At 68.5% G+C, this 21,725-nt stretch carries 21 protein-coding genes and 1 tRNA gene; 9 read left to right on the top strand and 13 right to left on the bottom strand.

The genetic code is table 11. The features are described from left to right. Positions 1–54: 54 nt before the first annotated feature. The 4 genes from ACTOWJ_RS06125 to ACTOWJ_RS06140 all read right to left on the bottom strand — a co-directional run bounded on the left by ACTOWJ_RS06125 (position 55) and on the right by ACTOWJ_RS06140 (position 6,119). Positions 55–777 (bottom strand): sensor histidine kinase, encoded by a 723-nt coding sequence (locus ACTOWJ_RS06125; protein WP_441333712.1) that lies wholly within the window; start codon positions 775–777, stop codon positions 55–57. Further along, positions 774–4,118, bottom strand: coding sequence for a protein kinase domain-containing protein (locus ACTOWJ_RS06130; protein ID WP_441333713.1), 3,345 nt, complete (start codon positions 4,116–4,118; stop codon positions 774–776). The genes ACTOWJ_RS06125 and ACTOWJ_RS06130 overlap by 4 nt, the downstream gene beginning before the upstream one ends. Next, positions 4,115–5,116 (bottom strand): FHA domain-containing protein, encoded by a 1,002-nt coding sequence (locus tag ACTOWJ_RS06135; protein WP_441333714.1) that lies wholly within the window; start codon positions 5,114–5,116, stop codon positions 4,115–4,117. Before ACTOWJ_RS06135 ends, ACTOWJ_RS06130 begins: the two co-directional genes overlap by 4 nt. A gap of 130 nt (positions 5,117–5,246) precedes the next feature. Then, on the bottom strand, positions 5,247–6,119 hold the full coding sequence (locus tag ACTOWJ_RS06140) for a DUF6689 family protein (RefSeq protein WP_441333715.1): 873 nt from the start codon (positions 6,117–6,119) through the stop codon (positions 5,247–5,249). Between the two features lie 307 nt (positions 6,120–6,426). Between ACTOWJ_RS06140 and ACTOWJ_RS06145 the strand changes: the two genes are divergently transcribed. Next, positions 6,427–7,818 (top strand): S8 family peptidase, encoded by a 1,392-nt coding sequence (locus ACTOWJ_RS06145; RefSeq protein ID WP_441333716.1) that lies wholly within the window; start codon positions 6,427–6,429, stop codon positions 7,816–7,818. Between the two features lie 1,314 nt (positions 7,819–9,132). Here the strand turns inward: ACTOWJ_RS06145 and ACTOWJ_RS06150 are convergent. After that, positions 9,133–9,591 (bottom strand): DUF6491 family protein, encoded by a 459-nt coding sequence (locus tag ACTOWJ_RS06150; RefSeq protein WP_441333717.1) that lies wholly within the window; start codon positions 9,589–9,591, stop codon positions 9,133–9,135. Between the two features lie 171 nt (positions 9,592–9,762). Here ACTOWJ_RS06150 and ACTOWJ_RS06155 point away from each other — a divergent pair. Further along, a tRNA-Phe gene (locus ACTOWJ_RS06155) sits at positions 9,763–9,838 on the top strand. Positions 9,839–10,035: 197 nt separating this feature from the next. Next, positions 10,036–10,368, top strand: coding sequence for a hypothetical protein (locus tag ACTOWJ_RS06160; protein WP_441333718.1), 333 nt, complete (start codon positions 10,036–10,038; stop codon positions 10,366–10,368). A gap of 6 nt (positions 10,369–10,374) precedes the next feature. Here the strand turns inward: ACTOWJ_RS06160 and ACTOWJ_RS06165 are convergent, their stop codons facing one another. Then, positions 10,375–10,617: a hypothetical protein gene (locus tag ACTOWJ_RS06165; protein ID WP_441333719.1), complete on the bottom strand. Its 243-nt coding sequence runs from the start codon at positions 10,615–10,617 to the stop codon at positions 10,375–10,377. A 330-nt stretch (positions 10,618–10,947) separates the two neighbouring features. Next, positions 10,948–12,537, bottom strand: coding sequence for a hypothetical protein (locus ACTOWJ_RS06170; RefSeq protein ID WP_441333720.1), 1,590 nt, complete (start codon positions 12,535–12,537; stop codon positions 10,948–10,950). Positions 12,538–13,266: 729 nt separating this feature from the next. On the opposite strand from ACTOWJ_RS06170, the gene ACTOWJ_RS06175 reads away from it, so the two are divergent. Together ACTOWJ_RS06175 and ACTOWJ_RS06180 are read left to right on the top strand one after the other, a co-directional pair. Next, positions 13,267–13,527 carry a YjhX family toxin gene (locus ACTOWJ_RS06175; protein ID WP_441333721.1) on the top strand — a complete coding sequence of 87 codons (261 nt, stop codon included), beginning with the start codon at positions 13,267–13,269 and terminating at the stop codon, positions 13,525–13,527. Between the two features lie 71 nt (positions 13,528–13,598). Beyond that, positions 13,599–14,108, top strand: a complete 510-nt coding sequence (locus ACTOWJ_RS06180; protein WP_441333722.1) for a GNAT family N-acetyltransferase — start codon at positions 13,599–13,601, stop codon at positions 14,106–14,108. A gap of 63 nt (positions 14,109–14,171) precedes the next feature. On the opposite strand, the gene ACTOWJ_RS06185 is transcribed toward ACTOWJ_RS06180, so the two are convergent. The 6 genes from ACTOWJ_RS06185 to ftsY all read right to left on the bottom strand — a co-directional run bounded on the left by ACTOWJ_RS06185 (position 14,172) and on the right by ftsY (position 19,214). Further along, positions 14,172–14,378, bottom strand: a complete 207-nt coding sequence (locus ACTOWJ_RS06185; RefSeq protein ID WP_441333723.1) for a hypothetical protein — start codon at positions 14,376–14,378, stop codon at positions 14,172–14,174. A gap of 152 nt (positions 14,379–14,530) precedes the next feature. Further along, on the bottom strand, positions 14,531–14,785 hold the full coding sequence (locus tag ACTOWJ_RS06190; RefSeq protein ID WP_441333724.1) for a hypothetical protein: 255 nt from the start codon (positions 14,783–14,785) through the stop codon (positions 14,531–14,533). 311 nt (positions 14,786–15,096) lie between these two features. After that, positions 15,097–15,366 carry an oxidative damage protection protein gene (locus ACTOWJ_RS06195; protein ID WP_441333725.1) on the bottom strand — a complete coding sequence of 90 codons (270 nt, stop codon included), beginning with the start codon at positions 15,364–15,366 and terminating at the stop codon, positions 15,097–15,099. A 77-nt stretch (positions 15,367–15,443) separates the two neighbouring features. Further along, positions 15,444–16,583 carry an A/G-specific adenine glycosylase gene (mutY, locus tag ACTOWJ_RS06200; protein ID WP_441333726.1) on the bottom strand — a complete coding sequence of 380 codons (1,140 nt, stop codon included), beginning with the start codon at positions 16,581–16,583 and terminating at the stop codon, positions 15,444–15,446. Between the two features lie 6 nt (positions 16,584–16,589). Further along, on the bottom strand, positions 16,590–17,918 hold the full coding sequence (locus tag ACTOWJ_RS06205; RefSeq protein WP_441333727.1) for a hypothetical protein: 1,329 nt from the start codon (positions 17,916–17,918) through the stop codon (positions 16,590–16,592). Positions 17,919–17,972: 54 nt separating this feature from the next. Then, complete coding sequence (gene ftsY, locus ACTOWJ_RS06210) at positions 17,973–19,214, bottom strand: signal recognition particle-docking protein FtsY (RefSeq protein ID WP_441333728.1); 1,242 nt, start codon at positions 19,212–19,214, stop codon at positions 17,973–17,975. Positions 19,215–19,279: 65 nt separating this feature from the next. On the opposite strand from ftsY, the gene rsmD reads away from it, so the two are divergent. From rsmD to ACTOWJ_RS06230, 4 genes are all read left to right on the top strand, one after another. Beyond that, complete coding sequence (gene rsmD / locus ACTOWJ_RS06215; protein WP_441333729.1) at positions 19,280–19,948, top strand: 16S rRNA (guanine(966)-N(2))-methyltransferase RsmD; 669 nt, start codon at positions 19,280–19,282, stop codon at positions 19,946–19,948. Positions 19,949–20,103: 155 nt separating this feature from the next. Beyond that, positions 20,104–20,607 carry a pantetheine-phosphate adenylyltransferase gene (gene coaD / locus ACTOWJ_RS06220; protein WP_441333730.1) on the top strand — a complete coding sequence of 168 codons (504 nt, stop codon included), beginning with the start codon at positions 20,104–20,106 and terminating at the stop codon, positions 20,605–20,607. 43 nt (positions 20,608–20,650) lie between these two features. Next, on the top strand, positions 20,651–21,145 hold the full coding sequence (locus tag ACTOWJ_RS06225; RefSeq protein WP_441333731.1) for a hypothetical protein: 495 nt from the start codon (positions 20,651–20,653) through the stop codon (positions 21,143–21,145). A 296-nt stretch (positions 21,146–21,441) separates the two neighbouring features. Further along, positions 21,442–21,690 (top strand): YfhL family 4Fe-4S dicluster ferredoxin, encoded by a 249-nt coding sequence (locus ACTOWJ_RS06230; RefSeq protein WP_441333732.1) that lies wholly within the window; start codon positions 21,442–21,444, stop codon positions 21,688–21,690. The last annotated feature ends 35 nt before the right edge of the window (positions 21,691–21,725 follow it).

A 21,725-nucleotide genomic window follows, 5' to 3' on the forward strand; every position in this document is an offset into this window, starting at 1 on the left:
AAGCTTGCGGTGATGGCTTCCCGTGAATGCCCGCCGCGTGGCATTCAGGCGTATTCAGGCGTATTCAAGCGGTATTCGCGCGCTCACGAGCATGCCTTTGCCGATCGCGCTGCGCAGCCGCAGCTGGCCGCCGTACAACTGCAGACGTTCGCGCATGCCGCCCAGGCCGTTGCCGCCGCTGGCCAGGGCCTGTTCCGGATCGCAGCCGCGGCCGTCGTCGTGGATCTCCAGCAGCACGCCGGCGGCTTGCCGGCGCAGGCCGACCTGGATCTGAGTGGCCGCGGCGTGCTTGGCGGCGTTGGTCAGCGCTTCCTGGGTGACCCGGAACAACAGCGTCTGCAGTTCGCCGTCCAGGGGCGGCAGCGGGTCGATCTCCAGCACGATCCGCGCGCCGCTGAGCTCGGCCTGGCTGCGCACCAGCCAGCGCAGCGCGGCTTCCAGGCCGAGGTCGTCGAGGATCGGCGGGCGCAGCATGCGCGACAGCTCGCGCGTGTCCTCCAAGGTATCGCCGCACAGGGCCAGCGCCGCGGCGACGGTGTCGCGCAATCGGGCCTGTTGCGGCGTCAGCGCGGCGTCGAGTTCGTGCAGCCGGTGCTTGAGCACGGTGAGATTCTGGCCGACCCCGTCGTGCAGTTCGCGGGCGATGCGGCGGCGTTCGTCTTCCTGCACTTTCCATACCGCGCGGCCGAGGCGGCGGAACTCGCGTTCGTTGCGTTCGAGCCGTTCCAGCAATTGCTGGTAGAGCTCGCGCAGGTCGGCGTTGGCGTGTTCGCTCATGGGCGCGGCGTCGGTACGGGCCGGGCCGGGACGTTGACGGCTTGCGCGCGCGCCGGGTCGTAGCCGGCGCGCAGGCCCGGCGGCAGTTGCCCGCGCACGCGCTGCTGCGCGGCGAGGGCTTCCTGGTCGGCGTTGCCGGCTGCGGTGTCGTCGCCGACCGCGCGTTGGGCTTGCGCGGCCAAGGCGTGCAGATCGGCGGCGAACAGATTGTCGCCGCGGCGCAGCAGCGGTTGCGCGTCGCGGTAGACGCGCAAGGCACCGGCCGGATCGTTGCGCGCCAAGGCTGCGCGCATCCGCGCCTGAGTCCATTGCAGGCGCAGGCCGGCGTGACCGAGCGCGGCGACTCGCGCATCGAGGGCGGGATCAGCCACGGCGCTGTGCAAGCCGGCGCCGTGCAAGGCGGTCTGCAGTTGCAGCAGGCGCACGCCGGATCGTTCCGCGTCGCGTTGAGCGTCGGCGAGCGCGCGGCGTTCGCTGTCGCGATCGCCGGCGCGCCGCGCCAGCTGCGCGCGCAGCAGGGCGGCGATGCCGCGTTGTTCGGACGAGGCGGCGGCAATCTGCGCGGTCAACGCGTCCAGCGCCTTGCGCGCCTCGCCATCGGCCTGCGCGTAGACCAGCGCCTGCGTCCGCAGCAGGCCGACATCGACCTGGCCGCGCGCATCGCCGCGTTGCTTGAACAACGCATCGGCCTGGTCGATTTGCCGCAGAGCGTCGCCGATGCGGCCCTGCATCAAGTCCAGTTCGGCCAGGTTGCGTCGGCCGACCGCGGCTTCTTCCATCATCTGCCGGGACAGCGCATCGTCGAGCGAGGATTGCAGCCGCTCGCGTGCCTGCGTCCATTGCCCGCGCGCGGCGGCCAGTTGGCCGAGGTTCTGCAGGGTGCGGATGCGGCCGGTTTCGTCGCCGAGCTTGGAATAGGCCTCGCGCGATTGCACCAGATACGCCTCGGCATCGTCGTAGGCGCCGAGTTGGTACTGGGCGAAGCCGATGTCGTTGAGCGCCTGCGCGGTACCGCCGGCATCGCCGGCCTGTTGCCAGGCCGACAAGGCGCGCCGGAACGCGGTCAATGCGCCGGGGTAATCGCCGCGCTCTTCGGCGAGCAGGCCCAGTTCGTTTTCCACCGCGGCCAGACCGTGGCGGTCGTCGAGCGCAGCGTGCAATTCGCGCGCCTGACGCAGATGCCGCTCGGCTTCGTCGAATTGCCCGGTCAGCACCAGCACATTGCCCAGATTGCGCAGACTGGTCGCCAGCCCGCGCCGGTTGCCGACCGCGCGGCGCAGCTCGACCGCGGCTCGGTACTGAGCCTGGGCGTGATCGTTCTGCCCCAGCCGGGCATAACCGATCCCGAGCGCGTTCTCGGTTTCGCCTTCGCCGTAGCGATTGCCGCTGCGCTTGAACAACACCAGCGCGCGGACCAGATAATCGTCAACCGCTTGCCGCGCCTGGCCGTGCAGGATCGAGTATTTGCCGAGTTCGAACCAAGCGCGCGGATCGTCGGGATCGCGCGCGGTGAGTTCGCGCAGTCGCGCGATCGCGCCCGCGGCGTCGCCGCCGGCGCCGAGCGCGCGAGCCAGCGACAGCTGCGCATAAGTGTCGTCGGGCGTGGCCGCGATGCGCGCGCGCCAATAGTCGGCGCTGGCCTTGGCGTCGCCGTCGAGCGCGGCGCGCTCGGCGAGCACCCGCGCGCGCAGCGGTTCGGTGCCGTTGCGCGAACGTTCGCTGCTTTCCAAAGCTGCGTAAGCGGCGTCGAGGTCGCCCGCGGCTTGCTCGGTGTCGGCCAGGCTGAGCCAGCCCGAGACGAAGTCGGGCGACAGTTCGGTGGTGCGCGTCAGATGGGCGAGGGCGGGTTCGATGTCGCTGTTCTGACGCGCGATCAGGCCCGCACCATAGCTTTGCAGTGCGGCGTCGGACGACGGCAAGGGCAACGGCGGCGGCGAGGCCATGGCGCCCGGCGTGTGGGCCAGGCCTTGCGAATGAATCAACATCGAAAATGCCTGGCGCGGATCCGCTCCGTCGCCGACCGCCAGATCACGCGCGGCGGCGGCGCCGTCGAGCAGACGCGCCCGCATCCGCCAACGCCCTGCGTACCGGCTCAGTTCGAGCGCGACCGCGCGGTCGGCGCGCGCCAGCCGATTCACGTCCTTGGTGCTGGGGGGCGCGGCGCCGCTGGGATCGAGTTGGCGCAGCGCCTGTTGGCTGCGTTCGTCGTCGACCACGGCCAAGCCGGGCAGGGTGGTGAGCGATTCGCGCAGCAGCGCGACGAAAGCGCGCGCTTGTTCGGGCGTGATCGAATCGGGCGGCGCCTGCAGCGGCAACACGAACACCCGGTGCAAGGGTGCGGCCGCGGGCGCAACCGCGCCGATCGGCGGGCTCGCTTGCGGCGCCTGCGGACGCGCGATCCAAAGCCCCGCGCCCAACACCGCGACCGTGGCGACGCCGGCCGCGATCAGCCACGACGTCCGCGCTGGCCGCCAGTCGCGCGGCACGTGGCGGGTGTCGATCGCGCGGATCACCTCGTCCGCGGTGGCGATGCGGTGTGCCGGTTGCGAACGCAGCAGCCGATCGACCAGACGCACCAGCCACACCGGCGTATCGGCGCGCAGGCGGCTGACCGGCGGCGGCGAGCGCAGCATGCGCTGGGCGAGAATCTCGCTGATCGTGCCGCCGTCGAACGGCATCTTGCCGGTCAGCATCTCGTGCAGGATCAGGCCCAGCGCGTACAGATCGCTGCGCGCGTCGGCGCCTTCGCCGCGGGCTTGTTCGGGCGACAGATAGTCGGGCGTGCCGACGATCGCGCCGGTCTGGGTCAGGCCGCTGCCGGCCAGCGAGCGGGCGACGCCGAAATCGCTGATATAGGCATCGCCGTTGCGATCGATCAGCACGTTGGCGGGCTTGAGGTCGCGATGGATCACCCCGCGCGCGTGCGCCGCCGCCAGGCCCTCGGCGATCTGCCGGGCGATTCGAACGGCATCGTCGAACGGCAGCGCGCCGTCGCGGTCCAGCCGCTTGTCCAGCGGCTCGCCGTCGATCAGGTCCATGCCGATCAGCCATTGCGCCTCGTGGCGGATCAGATCGTGGATGCGCACCACGCGCGGGCTGGAAACTTGCCGCGCGGTCAGCAGCTCCTGACGGAAACGTTCGAATGCGTCGCCGCGCGCGGCCAATTCCGGGCGCAACAGTTTCAAGGCGATGTCGATGCCCAACGCGGTGTCGTGAACGCGGTAGACCACGCCCATGCCGCCGATGCCGAGCATGGATTCGATGCGGAAACGCCCGGCCAGCACGCTGCCGGGCGCCATGGGCTGGGCTTGGTAGAGTCCGGTCGAGGTGGCGTCGGTCACGGCGCGGTGACCTGCGCGCCGACGATGCGGGTCCAGCGCGAGGCTTGCGCGGCTTCGGCGGCCGGACCGAGCGAGTCGAACGCGCGCTGCGCCAACAGCCACAGCGCCGCGCTGTCGGCGAACGCGCACAGCAGTTCCAGGTCGAATTCGCTGATCGCCTCGCCGGGGCCGCGACGGTCGGCGTAGACCGCGCCGAGCACGCGTCCGGCGTGCAGCAACGGCAGACACACCAGGCTCTTGAGCCCGCCGGCCAGCACCGAGGCGCGGCGCGCCAGCCACAGTTCGTCGGCGATCCAATTGACCACGATCGGGCGCCGCTCGGACAGGCAGCGCTGCACTGCGCCGACGCTGCCGGAAAAGGCGCGCTCCTGCAGCGCTTGCCGATCCAGCATCAGGCTGGCGCGCACGCTGAAGTCGCCGTCGTGCGCCAGCAGCAGGAATCCGCGGCTGCAGCCGGCCAGTTCGACCACGCCGCGCAGAATGTCGTCGGCCAGTCCGGCGCCGGTTGCGGTTTCGCCTGCGCTATCGCCTGCGGTATGGGGATCGGTCGCGTCGGACGATGCCGCGTCGGCAGGTCGCGGTCCATTCGCATCGCGGCCCGCGCCGATGCCGAGCCGGTCGACCTCGATCCTGCGGGTCCACGCCGCCGACAGTTCGCGCCGCTCGCGTTGGCGCCGCTGTTGGTCCAGAGCGCTGTCGTCTTCATGCACCGAGAACTCGCACAACACATCGCCGAAGCGCAGCCAGCAGTCGCTGCGATCGAGTTGGGTGCGGCTGATTTCGATGCCGTCCACGTGCGTGCCGTTCTTGCTGCCCAGGTCGAGCAGGTGCCAACCGTCCGCGTCGTGACTCAACTCGGCGTGATTGCGCGAAACGGTGGGATGCTCGATGCGCACGTCGCAGTCGGCTTCGCGGCCGATGCGCAGGCGCGCGCCCGCGGGTATCCATCGGCTGATGGCTGCGGCTTCGGGCGGGTAAGCGATCAATCGCGCCGGCATGTCCGCATCTTACGCGGGGCGAAGCGGCGAAGGCAGCCGGGCCGCCGGCGCTGCCGCGCGCGAAAACGCACGGGCGGCGGTTGGCGAGCGGCGGCGCTCAGCGGTCGGTGTGTGCGTCGGCTCGCGCGCTTCAGGGGCCGTGATCGCGCAGGAACGCGATGCTGAAGCGCAAGGTCGCCGCACCGGCGATCAATTCGCCGGCGTGGTTGCGGTGGCTGCGGGTGGCGCGCCACTGATCGGCCAGATAAACGCCGGCGCGAGTTTGCGCTCGCTCGCGCAGACCGTCGGTGGCGTTCAGCGCGGCGGCGTAATCGTCGATCGCCAAGGCGTCCTCGATATCGTCGAGCAGCGCGTCGAACCCGGCGCGTTCGCTCCATGGCAACAGATCGACCCGATCGCGCAGCCGCTGCACCTTGGCGGCGATCACCAGACCGGTCGGGCGCACGTCGGCCAGGATCAGGAACTGCGAGAAGCCGCCGTAGGTGCCGCGTGCACGCACGCTGCCCGGGGCGATTTCGTCGGTGATGTCGTAGAACGCGCCGCCCAGCGGCGCCTTGAACAGGCGCAGGCGGCTGCCGGCCGCATAGGGCAGGGCGTGGGTGTGGATCTCGGCGCGGCCGGTGCCGTGGAAACTCAGGCCGCCGTAGCGCGGCGGCTGGATGGTGATCAGCACCGGCAATGCCGTTTGCAGTCGGGTCAGGTCCAGATCGGGCAGGCGCGCAAGCAGGTCGGCATCGCTCAGGCTGACCAGTTTGGCGCTGACCCCGAGGCTGGACGGACTCAGCCCGGAGGCGTCCTGGAAATCCAGCAACACCTCGGCCAGCGGGGTTCCCGGCAGGCCGGGCAGGGTGATCGCGGCTTCGGCATGGTTGCCCGAGGCGCTGACGCTGACCGGCAGGCTCTGCGCCTGCGCGGCACCGGCGAGCAGCCACAGGCCCAGGGCGCAGCCGCCCAGCCAGCCGGTGATCCGGCGCGCAGTCCGCGGCGTGTTCGTATGCCTCATGTCCTTCCCCCTGTGCGGCGCTGTGTGGTCCGCAGCGCCAGTGACTGAAACTGAATTCGTCGAACCCGCCGCCCGCGGCCGTCGTGCGCCAGGCGGGCTAGGCCGGTGGGCCTTTGCGAATCGGTACCGCGTCGCAACGATCTTGCGGCGCCGGTCCGGGTTTGACCAGCCTACTGCGGCTCGCCCGGCCGGTCTGTAGGGGTTTTTCCCTATGCCGGCTGAGCGATCTCCCGGATGTTTCCGGGCCCCCGATGCGCGCCAAGGTGGGCACCCAGCCGCCATGGCTAATCAGGGAGTCCGGTCCGACATGCAATCCAGCCGCCGCAACCTTCTCAAATTCTCCGCGCTCGCCGTCGGCATGATGGCCAGCGGCCTGAGCTTCGCCGAAGCCCGTCTGGGCGCCGCGCTGGAACAGGCGCTGAGCAGCGCCGACGCGGCCAGGCCGCTGGAAGTGATCGTGTCCTACAACCAGCCCGGCCCGCTGCGCGCGACCCAGTTGCAGGCGCTGAAGCTGTTGGGCATCGACCGGGGCGTGAGCATGCGCGCGTTGCCGATCGCCGGCGCCCTCGCCACGCCCGCGCAGATCCGCGCATTGGCCCAGCGCGGCGACGTGCTGTCGATCCACCTCAACAAGCCGCTGACCTACTACAACCAGGAAGCGCGCGAACTGTCGGGCGTGAACCGCGTCCAGGCCAACCCCGGCGATTTCGGCCGCACCGTGCCGTTCACCGGCAAGGGCGTGTCGGTGATGATCAACGACTCGGGCATCGACGCCACCCACGCCGACCTCAAGTACGGCCAGCGCGTGGTGCAGAACGTGCAAGCGCTGACCAACCTGCATTCGGTCCTGGATTTCCTGCCGGTGACGGTGCTGGAGAACCAGCTCAACACAGACATCAGCTCCGGCCACGGCACCCATTGCGCCGGCACGGTCGGTGGCAGCGGCGCGCAATCCGGCGGTTCGTATCGCGGTGTGGCCACCGGCGCGGATCTGATCGGTTACGGCTCCGGCGCGGTGATCTCGATCCTCGATGCGGTCGGCGGTTACGACTACGCGATCTCGCACCAGAACAGCTTCGCCGCGCCGATCAAGGTGATCTCCAATTCCTGGGGCAGCTCGGGCAGCTTCGATCCGACCGATCCAGTCAGCCTGGCCAGTTACGCGGCCTACAAGAACGGCATCGTCAGCGTATTCGCCGCCGGCAACGACGGCCCGGGCGCTAACACCCACAATCCTTATGCGCAGGCACCGTGGGTGATCTCGGTCGGCGCCGGCAATAAGGACGGCACGCTGGCCGATTTCTCCTCGCGCGGCAATCCGGGCGAGACCAGCCAGTTCACCATGCCCGACGGGCAGCGCTGGACTCACGTCAACGAGCCGACCCTGGTCGCCACCGGCGTGGACATCGTTTCCACCCGCGCCCTGACCGGCGCGTTGCCGCTGCTGGCGGCGCAACAGGACGCATCCCTGGGCGCGCTGCTACCGTTCTACACCCACATGAGCGGCACCTCGATGGCGACCCCGCACGTGGCCGGCATCGTCGCGCTGCTGTTCGAGGCCAAGCCTTCGCTCAAGCCGCTGGAGATCAAGCAGATCCTCAGCCAGACCGCCAATCCGATGGCGGGCCGGCAGCGTTTCGAAGTCGGCAGCGGCCATGTCGATGCCTATGAGGCGGTCGGCGTCGCCAACGCGTACTGACGACGTTCCAGGCGGAAGCGCGAACCCTTCCGCCCGCTGCACGTCCGCGCTGTCGCGTCCCCGACGCCGCGGACGGTTTCTCTCCGTGGTCCTGATGTATCGATTGTCATGACGGGTACCCGGTTGAGTGCGGGTATCCGTTTTTTTGTCCGCGAAGGGGCGTGACGGGCGTCGGGCAGGTCCAGCGGTGGAGTGCGGTTGGCGGCGGCCGAGGGCGGCCACGAATCGGGTTCGAGCTGGAAACCGTGGTGTGGCGGTCGATGTCGTGCGGATGCACGCGCCAGATGTATGGGTTCGTCGCGGTCGGTACGCCCGCCGGCGTTCGCGATCGCGGTCGGTAACGCGAAGCGTCTTGAGTGCGATTGGAGCTTATCGATCGCGGGTGGATCAATCGGTACGCCCACCCTGGGCACCCGACAGGCGCGGGTCCTGCGCTTCGATGCACGGGGTCTGCGCGATGCGAGCTCAGGGACACGGGAGTGCGGACCCGCGGCGGCCGATAGGTTGGCCGCCCGCGCGATGGTTCAGCGGTAGATCCGTCAGGCCGAGTGACCGAGTTATCGCATCGATGCCGAGGCCGACCCGTTCGCGCCAGGCCTGGGACGCTGGTGCACGACCGTGCTCGCCGCAGTGGCGGCCGGGCGGGGGGATGGGGTCGATGGGGGTACCGTCGGGCCGGGGGCTCGGACGATATCGCCGATCCGCGCGCCCGAGGGCGGGAGAGAAAAAGAAGGAACCGCCGCTCGGGCCAACAGCGCCAGCGCCGAGACGACGGTCAGTACGAGGAGATAGCGGGGCAGCGCGCGGAACCAGTCCTGAACCCAAATCGCAGCCTTCACGCACGCACCCCGCGCAATCCACGCAGGGCAGACCGAGCGGCCATCCGGGCCGTCGGCGCAAATTCCATTTTGCCGTGCATCCACTTCCCCAACCGCTGTAATCAGTAGCCCCGGCTCCGCTGGTTCGCTTGCTCAAGGCGACGGTCTTTTTCCCTTGCTGAGCGGCATCCGTGTCAATCGCAGACCGTGCTGCCGGGGCGTGCACAGATTGGCGCGAGGCTTAGACCAAAGCAGTAGGCCGACAGCGCGACCGCGTGTAGGATTTTTCTGACCCCCGTCACGCCGGCGGAGGCGGGCTTGGGCTAGGCCGGCCGGCGAGCTGCCGTCGATGGGCCCGGATTCGGCCGGCGGCGCCGACCTCGCAGCCATGGACGCGCAGGTCGCCGCGGGCGGATGTCGGGGGCGCGCGACTGGGCAGGTCGCGCGACGGATGCTCAACCTCGTGTCGGCGCGACGCGGACGGTCGCGTGCGTGCTCAGGATTTCGCCGGTTCCGGCATCGTTCCGGCCGAGCGGATGTCCTGCTGCGCCTGTTTGATCGCCTTGACGTCCAGCGGCAGGATCCGGCCGATGAAGCACGGCATCTGGATCGCCTGCTGGCCGAGCACGGTGACTTTGTCGAATCGTTGATGCACGCGCCCCATCTGATTGCTCACCGAAATCGCCTGAGCGAAGTCCAGATCCGGGCAGCGGCCTTGCAGCTCGAGCAGATAGGCCTGATTAGGTTTGGTCCACACCGCCAGTGCGCTGTCGCCGAGCGGCGTCCAGCCGTCGATGCGGCCGAAGTACTGGAAACTGTCGACCGGCGCGCCAGCGTGTTCGCGGTACAACGCCAGGCGTTGAGCGTCGTCCATCTTCGGTCCGCTGCTCGCGCAGCCGCTCAGTGCGAGCGTGGCCGCGAGCAACGCTAAAATCGCCAGACAATTGCGTTTCATCTCGATGTCCTCCGGCGGTCGGGGGCCGCCGCAACAGGTGTTCGCCGACATGATGCGCCCGCCCGATTCGCCCGCCGCCGTGAGCGCGCGCATCATTCAGCGGCCGGGAGGCTTGCCATCCCCGCCGCGCCTCCGTATCATGCCGCCTCTCTCACGGGTTGCCCGTGAAATGGCCGGGTAGCTCAGTTGGTAGAGCAGGGGATTGAAAATCCCCGTGTCGGGGGTTCGATTCCCTCCCCGGCCACCATTTACGACAAGGGCTTAGCAGCGATGCTAGGCCCTTTGTTTTGGCGTTGCAGGCAAGCCGCACGGACCTCGGCCGGTGTTGGTTCGCGCGCCGCGTGAATCGATCGACGACGGTGCCTCAGGCAGCGAAGCCGCCAGGACGATCACCATGGAACGCGATTACTCGATCTTGCCGCGCGATCAAGACGGCGACGCGCTGTGGCATCTGCAGCAACGTGGCGTGGATCTGTCCAGTCCCTGCGAAGTCGATTTTTCCGTGTTGCTGCCGACGAAGAATCGGCCATCGACTTCGCGGTGCAGATTCTGCGTTGCGAAGAGAAGGTGAGTTGTCACTACGATCCGGAAAACGCCGCCTTCCCGATGGACGTCCAGGTTCATCCGCATCGTGCCCTGCTACGCCAATATTTCGCGGCGGCTGAGCGAACTGCGCTCGCGTGTGGCGCCATTGGGCGGCAAGTGCGGCGATTGGGGTTTTGTCGCCTGAAGTTTCGTTCGAGCCGGACCGGCGCGTCGATCGCCTGCGCGCCCTGATCGCGATCATGGCGCCAGCGTATCCATCGACCAGTAAGTCACCGCGTCGAAGTCGTTGACGTACACGCCCGGCGATTGCGGACGCAGCACGACGCCGCGCGGATCGCGAATCTGCAGCGATAGCTGTCGGACCTGCTCGGCGCCGTCGTCAAGGGCGATGACCTCGACCTGGCGGATGCAGGTCAACTGACAAGGCCATCCGTCGCCGTTCACCGCCGAGATCGTCCAGCCCGAATTCCTGATGGCCATGCGGCCTCCAGATGCAGGTGTCCCTACGCTGTCGACGCAGGGTCCGTTCGGGCGAACGGCCGCGTCCCCTGCGCGGACTATCGTCCCGGCGGCGCCGGGCTGTCGAGATCGCGCGCGCGGATATGTGATTTGCGAGCGACCACGGAATTCGGCGCCGGCGCCGGCCAAGATCCGGGAGCGCCGAATGGACGGCTCGCGACCGGTGCTGTACGCCCGCGATACCGCCGAAAGCGAACGCGTCATCGACAACCTCGCGCATGGATCGGGTCGCGTGCGAGAGGTTGCGCGAGACAGCCGCCGCCGACCCGTGGCGGCTGGCGGCGGCTGGCGTCAGGGGCAGCTATAGGTATCGCTGGCCTGCGCGCGATACGCGGTCCACATCGCGTCGGCGAAGTCGCTGCCGTAATAGCCGTCGTCGCGCGCGGCGCCGTGTTGGCGCGGCCACCGGCCGATGCCGTCGGCCGGATTGTTGTCGCGCGCGCCGTTGCCGCGGGGCTGGTAGGGGTCGGGCTGGGTCCACGCGCCGTGCTGCACCCAGCGATCGGCGTAGCGCAGGATCCGGTCGTCGGTCCAGATGCAACGCAGTTGCGGCATCAGCCGCAGTGCCAGCGCAGCGGCCTTGTAGCCCTTGGCGGTGCAGCACAGCTGGTAGTAGTCGCCGGGTATCTGACCGCCGTCGATGTAGCCGTAGGGGTCGCGGCAATCGCGCGAGCCGTTGCCGGTGTTCTGATTCTCCCAGTACTCGGCGGCCGAGCACTGGCTGCCGAACAGGACGGTGCCGGAGCCGGCGCCGACGTACAACTGATCGTCTTCCTGGAAAGTGCCTTGCTGGAAATCGCGTACCCGCGCGGCCATCGCCGGATCGTCGAGCAGCAAGGCCGACAGGGCCAGTATCAGTTTGCGGCCGTGGCGATGGCCGCCGTCGGCGTGGAAGTGCAGGCCGCCCTGCATCGCCGCGTCGAGGTCGATGCCGTACTGCACCAGATGAATCGCCAACTGTCGGCGCTCGGCGGCGTCGCCTTGCACCATCAGACGCAACGAGGCCGCGGCGGCGTCGATCGCGATCTGCGCGCCGTAGTCCGGCATGTTCTGTTTGGGGTGAATCTGATCGGCCATCCAGCCGAGTTGGTGGTCCAGTTGCACGCGAGCGTAATCCTCGGACAGCGCACTCAGGCTCGGCATGTCGGGCAGCGCCGCGTATGCGGGCAACCGGTCCAGCCGCAGGCGGTCGACCGAGTACAGCGGTTTGTTGCGGCCGAAGTAGGGCGGACGGAACGAGTTGCTTCCGTCATCGGGCGGCGCGGCCGCCAGCACGGTCAGCACTGCCGCGGTATCGAGTGCGGTTTTATCGTCGTCGGCCAGCGATATCGCCTTGACGATGGATTGGTTGGCCGCTGCCGAGTAAGGCAGCGTCGGTACCAAGGTCGCGTCGTAGCCCACGGCATTGTCGTCGAAGCCATGGCGGTCGACGCGGGAAGGATTCACCTCGAAGCCGTTGTGGTCGCCGGAAAAGTCCGGGCTGATCGAAACGATCTTGACCTTGCCCAGACTGCCCTGGGCCGGCGCGACCCAGTAGTCGCCGTTGGCGAAACGGCCGCAGGGATACTGACGGTCGAAGGCGAAGGTGATGCCGTATTGCTGCACGCTGGAGCACTGCGACGATTGCGCGCGACCGGACGCCGCGGACTGACCCGCATCGTGCGAATCGGTATCCGCCGGGGCGCGATCGTCGTTGCCCGCTGTTGTCGAAGTCGCCGTCGCGACGGTGCCCGAGTTCGCCGATGCCGCGACCGAGCCCGGCAGCGCCAACGGCGATCCGCAGCCTGCCGCGACCGTCAATGCCGACAGCAAGGCCGCGCGTGCGATCCAGGCTCGCGCGGACGATCCGGGCGGGTTCGAAGGTGATGAGTGTTGCGTCATGGTCTGCCTCTGGTGGCCGGTCGTTTCCGCGGTGTACGTGCGCCATGCACGACGCGCGTCCTATGGGAAAGACCGGCGCCCCATTCGGAGAACGCCAGTTTCGGCAAAACCCGTCGGTGCAATAGGCGGCGTTTGTAATTCTGTGTCGGCGTTGCAGGTCCGCGATTTCAACGGCGGGCGAACGGCGGCACGCTGTGCGCATCGTCGCTATCGATGGATCGGGCATGGGCGCGTGCAAGCGGCGTCATGTCGACAAGCCGATCGCCGGCAACGGCTGGCGGGTCCGGGACACCACGATTCAACGCTGGTGGGGGAAACGTCTTCGCCGACTATCCGGCGGCGGTGCTCGACGAGCTCGACGGCGACGAATCGCCGCGGCGCTTGACCGAGTTGGACAAGCCGTCGCGTGCGCCCGGAATGAAACCGACCGGAAGAAAACGCTGAGACGCGCGGGACGGCACGGCGAGGCAGCCGCCTCGCGCGCTTCGCGACGGTGAACGGATCCGCGCCTTAGTCGCACGGCCGGCTTGACACCGGCCCAGGCGCGTTTTACGGTCCGCATCCCCAATCACCGCCGATCGGCGGGTCCAGAGGGATACCATGTCTGAGAGTGTAGCCACCCGCTAATCCTTCGCTTCGCGAAGGTGGGTAACGCGTCGAATCTGTTCGCCATCCGCGCAACGCGGGTGCGCGTCGTCGCGTTCGTTCCGGCTACAACCGACATGCGACATGAATATTTCCAAGTTGGAGCAACGCGTCCTGCACGCGTTGGCTCAGGGTGGCGCGATCCACCATCGCCGCGCCGCCGATAGGGCGGCCATCATCGAAGTCGACTGCTACAACCGCGACGGGTTCCGGCTCGCGGATTGTTCGTTGACGGTGTTCAAGAAACTCAAGCGGCGCCAGCTCATCGCTTCCAGCCAGGGCGGGCCGTACCGCATCACTCATCTGGGACGGCAGGTCGTGCGTCCCCAATACGACAATAGGTGACCGGCATGCTGAGTCTGCTGATGTTCAGTGCTGTCCGCGATCGGGCGCCCGCATGCGGGCAGGAGGACGATATGCGAATCGAGATCGAACAAGCCGCGCACCGCGCGCAAATCCATGCGATCACCCGCGCCGCGTTCGGCGGCGACGACGAGGCCGATCTGGTCGAGCGCTTGCGCGAGGAAGGATGGGTGCGTCTGTCGCTGGTGGCGGTGGAGGACGAAGAAGTCGTCGGCCACGTGTTGTTCACCGCGTTGCCGGTCATCGTCGACGGCCGAACCGTCGACGCCTTGTGTCTGGCGCCGGTATCGGTGAGGCCGGACTACCAACGCTCCGGCGTGGGGTCGATGCTGATCCGCGATGCGCTGGCGCGCTTGGCGGACAGCGGTTTCGAAGCGGTGATCGTGCTCGGGCATCCGGCCTACTACCCGCGCTTCGGTTTCAGCGCGGCGCTGGCGGCCAAGCTGGCCGCGCCGTTTTCGGGCGAGGCGTTCATGGCGCTGGAACTGGTCGAGGGCGCGTTGCGCGGGCAATCCGGACGGGTGCGTTATCCGGCGGCGTTCGGAGTCGAAGCGGCCGAGTGATTGGGTCGCAGCGGAAACCTCGCACCGGGCCCGGCCTATAGCCGGGCTCGGTGCGGGCGCGCATCAGGGGTGCGGGCCTCCGTCGCCGCAGACGATCTTGCTGAGGCTGAAATAGCGGGTGCGATCGCCCCAATCGAACCGCTCGCCGCAATTGCCGTAGGAACGCTCGCCGACGATGGTGGTCCGGGTGGCGTCGGAATAGCAGGTCTGTACATAACCTTCGTCCGGCCCGGGGTAGGGCAGCGCGCTGGCGGTCATGGACAGCGCCATGCCGGCGCCGAACACGATCAGGCCGAGTTTGCTCTTGAACGACTTGCGTATTTCGAACTCTCCTTGTTGTTGGACACGACGGGGTTGTTGGACACGACGGGTGCGGCGCGCTTGCGCTGCGTGCGAAGACCGGCCGCGGGAAACCTGTGGACTCAGGGAGGCGTGCAGGTGGTCTTGTAGAAGGTCGACCAGGAGGTCATGCGGCCGGTCGAATACGAGTCGCCGCAGTTGCCGTAAGTACGGCTGCCGACGACCACCGTGCGGCTGGCGTCGGAGTAGAAGGTGAAGGTGTAGCTCTCGTCGTCGTTCGGTACCGGCAGCGCGAGCGCGGCGGCCGACACGGCCAGGCCGGCGGCCAGCAGCGGCAGCGACCATTTGCGCATGCGCGCCTTGTTCGTCTTGAACATCGGGACTCTCCTTACGCTGGTGAATTCGTGCATGGTTTCCGGCCGAGACCGGAGTCCTGGTTCTACACGAAAGTGCGCGAAGGCTGAGGTGCCGTGGCGCGGAACTGGGTCGCAGATTCGAGCGGTATCGATGCCGATCGCGCCATGACCGCTGTTCAGGCCGGAGCGACGTCGCAGCCAGGTCGAATCACCGGGCTTTGTTTTGCTGCGCCGCATGCGCGCGCAACGATCGGTGGCTTACGGACGCGAGGTCGGGTGGCAGGCGACGTTGCCGATGGCGAAGCGACGGCTGTCGGGCGGGACCAGCAGAATCAGGCTTCGGGCACGTAACCGGCCGGCTTGTCGGCGCCGCCGCCGAACAGGAATTTCTCCATCTCCGCTTCCAGGAAAGCGCGGTGCTTGGGATCCAGCGGCGAGAGCCGGTTTTCGTTGATGAGCATGGTCTGGTGGGCCAGCCACGCCGCCCAGGCGGCCTTGCCGATATCGGCGAACACGCGCTTGCCCAATGCGCCGGGCCAAGGAACGAAATCCAGGCCTTCGGTTTCGCGCTGTTGGTACTGGCAGAAAACGCTGCGGCTCATCGGGGCATCCTATCGAAGTGGGGCGGTTGCTGGGGGCGGATCGGAGGGCGTGGATCGCGCCGAGGACGCGGGTTCGATCAATGCAAGGATTCGATCAATTTACGGATCGGCGCGGGAATGCCGAGCGCGGCCAGTTCTTCACGCGCGAACCAGCGCAGGTCGTCATTGTCGCCGACCGCGTCGCGCAAGGCGACCTCGCGCCAGCGCCGCGGCTGCAGTTGCAGTTTGTAGTGGCTGAAGGCGTGCGCGATCGGCGGCAGTACCGCGCCGTCGGCGAAATCCCCGCGCGCGTGCGCGGCGAACCATTGCGCGGCCTGGGTTTCGTCGTCGGTTTGCGGCAGCGTCCACAGCGACGCCCAGATGCCGGCGGGCGGGCGCCGTTGCAACAGCACGCGGCCGTCGCGATCGAGCAGCCACAGCACCTGCGCGTGGCGCTGTGGCGCGACCTTGCCGGGTTTGGGGACCGGCAATTCGGCCACGCGGCCCTGCAGTCGCGCGATGCAGTCGGGTTGCAGCGGGCACAGGATGCAGGCGGGATCGGCGCGGGTGCACAAGGTCGCGCCCAGGTCCATCTGCGCCTGGGTGTAGTCGGTCATGCGCGCGTGCGGCAGATGCGATTCGGCCAAGGCCCACAGTTGCCGCTCCACCGCGGGCAGGCCGGGAAATCCGTCGATGCCGTGATAGCGGCTGAGCACGCGTTTGACGTTGCCGTCGAGGATGGCGTGGCGGTCGCCCCAGACCTGCGACAAGATCGCGGCGGCGGTGCTGCGGCCGATGCCTGGCAAGGCGGTAAGCGCGTCGATGTCGCGCGGAAGATCGTCGTCGTGGCGTTGCACGCACAGCTTGGCCGCGGCGTGCAGATTGCGCGCGCGGGCGTAGTAGCCCAGGCCCGACCACAGCCCGAGCACCTGATCCTGCGAGGCGGCCGCGAGCGCGGGCAGGCTCGGCAATGCGGCGACGAAACGTTCGAAGTAGGGCGCCGCGGTCTTGACCTGGGTCTGCTGCAGCATGATTTCCGACAGCCACACTCGGTACGGCGAGCGCGGATGCTGCCAGGGCAGATCGTGGCGGCCGCTGACGTCGAACCAGGCGAGCAGGCGGCGGGCGAAGGCGTCGTCGGTGCTTGCGGTGTCGTGCGCGCCGGATTTCTTCGCGCGGCCGGTCTTGCCGGCGCGGGTCGGGGCGGAGTCGTTGGCGCTTTGGCTACGGGAGGTCATCGGTTTTCAGCGCGCCGCAGGCGGCGCCGTGGGTTCTTGCGGATCGTCTTCGATTTCGATCTCGACGCCTTCCAAGGTGGCGCCGGAGATTTCGATCTTCGGTGTGCTCATGCGTCCGTTCAAGGGCGGCAGCGGCGAGCCTTCGCTCACGTCGAGCCATTGCAACACCGCCGGCAGGCGGAAGCCGGCGTCGAAGCGGGTTTGATCGCGTTGCAGTTGCAGCGCGGTTGGACCGGAGAAATCGGCCTTGCCTTGGTAATCGAGTCGGAACGGCAGCGGCGAATCGGATTGTCCAAGCGGCGGCGGCAGAGCGGGCCAGCCGGCGGGCCAGGTCGCGAGCGTTCCCTGCCAATGCAGTTGCAAGGCCTGGCCGAACGCGAAGCTGCCATGGGCGTCGAGGTTGGGGATCAGGCTTGCGGTTGTTGCGGTGTTCGCCGCGGCGTTGTTCGGCGTTGGCGCGTTGACCGCCGATGCATTCGAAGCCGCGCTACCGGATGCTGTGTCATCGCCGCGCAATATCGCGCCCATCGGCGCCAGGCTCAGCTTGCCGTCGCGATAGCGCAACGGACCGGCCACGCCGTAGACGAACGGCAGATCGGTGTCGCCCGCGCGGTAACGCGCATTGGCGCCCAGACGCAACCGGTCCAGGCCCAGGCCATCGTCGCCGGAATACAGCAAGGCGCCGAGCCGCACGCGCATCGGCAATGTCCAGTCCCGGGCTTCGACCGCGACTTGTCCCGCCATGCCCACGCCGCGCGCGAGCGACGCGCGTTGCAAGGTTGCGGCCACATCGAACGGGATCGCGACGCCGTCGCTGAGCACGTGTCCCTTCAAACGCCCGCGCACCGGCTTTTCCGGGCCGAGCTCGGCGAAATCCACGCCGAAGTTTTCGACCGACCAGCCTTCGCCGATCAATCGTCCGCCGATCACGCGGGCGCCGCGACTCAAGGATGGAATCGTGATCGGTTCGGTCGAAGGCGGGCGCGTGGCCAGCCAATGGTTCAGCGCGGCGATGTCGAGCTGCGGTGCGTCCAGTTCGACCCGTTCGATATCGAGCGAATCGCCGGCGGCGCGGATCGTCGCCCACGGCAGCGACAAGTAAACGCGCTGCGCGCGCAGCAGAGGTCGGCCCGCACCGGGTTCGCGCACCACCAGATCGCGCACCACGATCATCGGCGTGCCGCGCAGCCGATATTCGCTGGCGCCGCCGGCGCTGATTTCCAAACCCAGCGCGCGGCCGGCCTGGGCCAGCACGATCCAGCTGACCTGGCTGGGCCGCGAGACCCAGCGCAATCCGATCAGCGCCGCCAACAGCAGCGCGATCGCGAGATACATCCGCTTGCGCGAGCGGCGTGCCGGTGGCGCCGTCGTCTGCGCGGGCATCGCGCCTCAGCCGCCGCCGAGCGCGTCGGGCAGCAGGGCGTCGACGAAGGCTTCCGCGTCGAACACGCGCAGGTCTTCCGGGCGCTCGCCGATGCCGGCGAAGCGGATCGGAATGCCGAACTCACGCGCCAGGGCGAACACCACGCCGCCCTTGGCGGTGCCGTCGAGCTTGGTCACCACCAATCCCGTTACGCCTACAACAGCATGGAACTGCCGCAGCTGCGATAAAGCGTTTTGTCCGGTGGTGCCGTCGATCACCATCAGCACCTCGTGCGGCGCGGTCGGATCGACCTTGCCGAGCACGCGGCGGATCTTGCCCAGTTCGGCCATCAGGCCCTGCTGGGTGTGCAGGCGCCCGGCGGTGTCGGCGATCAGCACCTGGGTGCCGCGCGCTTTCGCCGCCTGCAAGGCGTCGAACGCGACCGAAGCCGCGTCGGCGTTCTGGCCCTGAGCGACCACCGGCACGCCATTGCGTTCGCCCCAGGCCTGCAACTGCGCCACCGCGGCGGCGCGGAAGGTGTCGCCGGCGGCGAGCATCAGCGGCCGGCCTTCGTCGCGGAAACGCTTGGCCAGCTTGCCGATGGTGGTGGTCTTGCCGACGCCGTTGACGCCGACGGTGAGCAGCACGAAAGGCTTGGCGTCGACGTCGATCACCAGCGGTTTGGCCACCGGCTGCAGCATCGCGATCAGGTCCGCGCGCAACGCGGCCAGCAGCGCGTTGGCGTCGGCGAATTCGCGCGCCTTCATGCGTTTGCGCAGGTTCTCCACCAACGCGGTGGTCGCGGTGACGCCGACATCGGCGGTGATCAGCGCGGTTTCGATCTCGTCGAGCAGATCGTCGTCCAGGCGCGGATTGCGCGAGAACAGGCCGCCGAAGCTGCGCGCGAACACGCTGCCGCGCAGGCGTTCGCGCCAGCCCTGCTTGCCGGCCGGGGCGGCGGGCTTGTCGATGTAGTCGGTCGGGGCGATCGGCGCCAGTTCGTCCGTCGCGGCCGGCTCGGCGGCGACCTGAGGAACCTGCGCGGGCACGGGGGCCGACGGTTGCGGCAGCGGCGGTTCGATCTCGTGCAGCGCGGCCACGACTTCCGGCGGTACCGGCGGCTCGGCGACAGGCGCGGGTTCGGACACGGCGGCCGGTTCGGGCTGCGAGTTCGGGAACGCGGCGGCCAGCTCTTCGGTGCTGTAGTCGCGCTCGGACGGTTTCCCGCCAGCGGTTTCGTTCTTTTTACGGCGGAAAAAACTGAGCATGAGACGGGAGGTGGGGGCATGCGCGAGAATCTCCACATGCTAGCACCGGCTCCCGGACTCACCCGATGAAGACTTCCCGACGCGACGCGCGCGCAGGCGCCGGTTCCGGCCCTGGTTCCGGCCGTGATCCCGGCGCCGCCGGGCCGGCCGCCGCCCGCTCCGGCGGGGCCGGCAAGGTGCGGATCATCGGCGGGCGTTGGCGCGGCACGCGTCTGGACGTGGCCGATGCGCCGGGCCTGCGCCCGACCTCCGACCGGGTCCGCGAGACGCTGTTCAACTGGCTGTCGCCGGCGCTGCCGGGCGCGCGCGTGCTGGATCTGTTCGCCGGCAGCGGCGCGCTGGGTCTGGAGGCGCTCTCGCGCGGCGCGGCCAGCGCGGTGCTGGTCGAGCGCGAACCGGGCCTGGCCGCGCAACTGCGCGCGCTGACCGCGCGGCTGCAGGGCGGCGAGGCCGCGCAGGTGGTCCAGACCGACGCGCTGAGCTGGTTGGCGGCTCAGCCGCAGGCGGGCGAGGGCGTGCCCGGCTTCGATCTGGCCTTCGTCGATCCGCCGTTCGCGGCCGGATTGTGGGACACGGTGTGGCCGGCGCTGTTGCCGAGGTTGGCGCCTTCGGCCTGGCTGTACGTCGAGGCGCCGATTGCGACCCCGATCGCAATGCCGTTGCCATGGTCGCCGCACCGCGAGGGCGCCACCCGCGAGGTGCGCTACGCGCTGTACCGCCGCGCGCAGCCCTGATCGCCGCTCCCGGCCGGCTTATCGCCCGATCCGGCGCCCGTCCAGGCCGGCCGCCGCGGCCTGACCGGCCCGCGCGAGCGGCTGCTACACTTCGCCGCATCCGGCGGGGGCGGCTTTCCCGCTCCCCGTCATTCCAGCAGCGAACGACACATCGAATGAGCTCGGCCCGCAACCGCATCGCCGTCTATCCCGGCACGTTCGACCCCATCACCAACGGTCACATCGATCTGGTCGATCGCGCCGCGCCGTTGTTCGAACGCATGATCATCGGCGTCGCCGAGAGCCCTGGCAAAAGCCCGGCGCTTCCGCTGGACATCCGGGTGGAACTGGCGCGCAAGGCGGTGGCTCACCACGATCACGTCGAAGTGCGCGGCTTCAACTCGCTGCTGGCGCATTTTGTCGCGCAAGTCGGCGGCGGCGTGCTGCTGCGCGGGCTGCGCGCGGTGTCGGACTTCGAGTACGAATTCCAGCTGGCCAGCATGAACCGCCATCTGATTCCCGAGGTCGAAACGTTGTTTCTGACCCCGGCCGAACAATACGGCTTTATTTCGTCCTCGCTGGTGCGCGAAATCGCGCGCCTGGGCGGCGATGTGTCCGGCTTCGTGCCGCCGGCGGTAGCGCAAGCGCTGCAGGCCGAATGGCAACGCAAGAAAAACTGATCACCCAACGTCACACCCGAACCGAACCTCAAGGGGCCTACCGATGAAAACTTCCTCCCGTCTGCTGTTGATCGCCTGCCTGGCGCTGCCGTTCGTGGCCGGCTGCCAGAAAGAGGAGAAGAAGGAGGCCGCGGCCGAAGCCGCGCCGTTGTCGGCGCCCAAGACCGGCGACGAAACCGCCTGGAGCGCTTATCTGACCGACGTGGTCAAGCGCAATCTGGACGGCGTCAACGGCAGCACCTATGTCTACGTGCTGCCGGCGCCCGAGTCGCCCACCTTCCAGCGCGATTACGACCTGATGCTGGAAAAGTCCGTCGGCGACATGTCGCGCGGCATCCTGGAAGGCAACCTGGTCGCGTTCGGCTCACCCAACTCGGCCAAGACCGCCGATCTGGCCGTGGCGTCCTTCGCCAATGTCCAGCCGGCGACGATGAAGGGCGTGAAGTTCATCTTCATCGGCGACGCGGCCGACAGCGAGCGAGTCAAGGCGGCGGTCACCGCGGCCGGCGTGAACTACGTGTTCGTCGAAGCGAAGTAAGCCGCGCTCGCCGTCCTGGCGACGGCGCCCCTTTGCCAGAGCGGAGCGGCGCCCTGGCGAACGCACGACGCTAGGCAAGGTTAGCGGCGCGGGGGATTTGCCGAGAGCGCAAGCAATCCCCCTAGCCCCCTTTTCAAAGGGGGGAACAGCAACGGCGGGGTTACGTGGGCGCGCGGCCACGGCCACGGCACGCAGCATCCCGGTCCTCAGCTATGCCCCGGGGGCATAGGGGCCTAAACTGGGCGCCTTGGCCGGTATAGCGAATCGCGCGACAGCGCCGGCACCTTCGAGCGCTCATGTCGCTGAAAATCAACGAACTCTGCGTGAACTGCGACGTCTGCGAGCCGGCCTGTCCCAATCAGGCCATCGCCCAGGGCGAAACGATCTATGTGATCGATCCGGCGCGCTGCACCGAATGCGTCGGCCACTACGACGAACCGCAATGCGTGGTGGTCTGCCCGGTCGAATGCATCGACAAAGACCCCGAACACGTCGAATCCGAACCGCAGTTGCTCGAAAAGCTGCTGCGTCTACAACAGGAGTGAACCCGATGCGCAAGGCGTGGCGGCCGCGAGCCGGT

It is taken from the genome of Lysobacter sp. CA199, assembly GCF_052078715.1.
Lineage (GTDB): Bacteria > Pseudomonadota > Gammaproteobacteria > Xanthomonadales > Xanthomonadaceae > Lysobacter.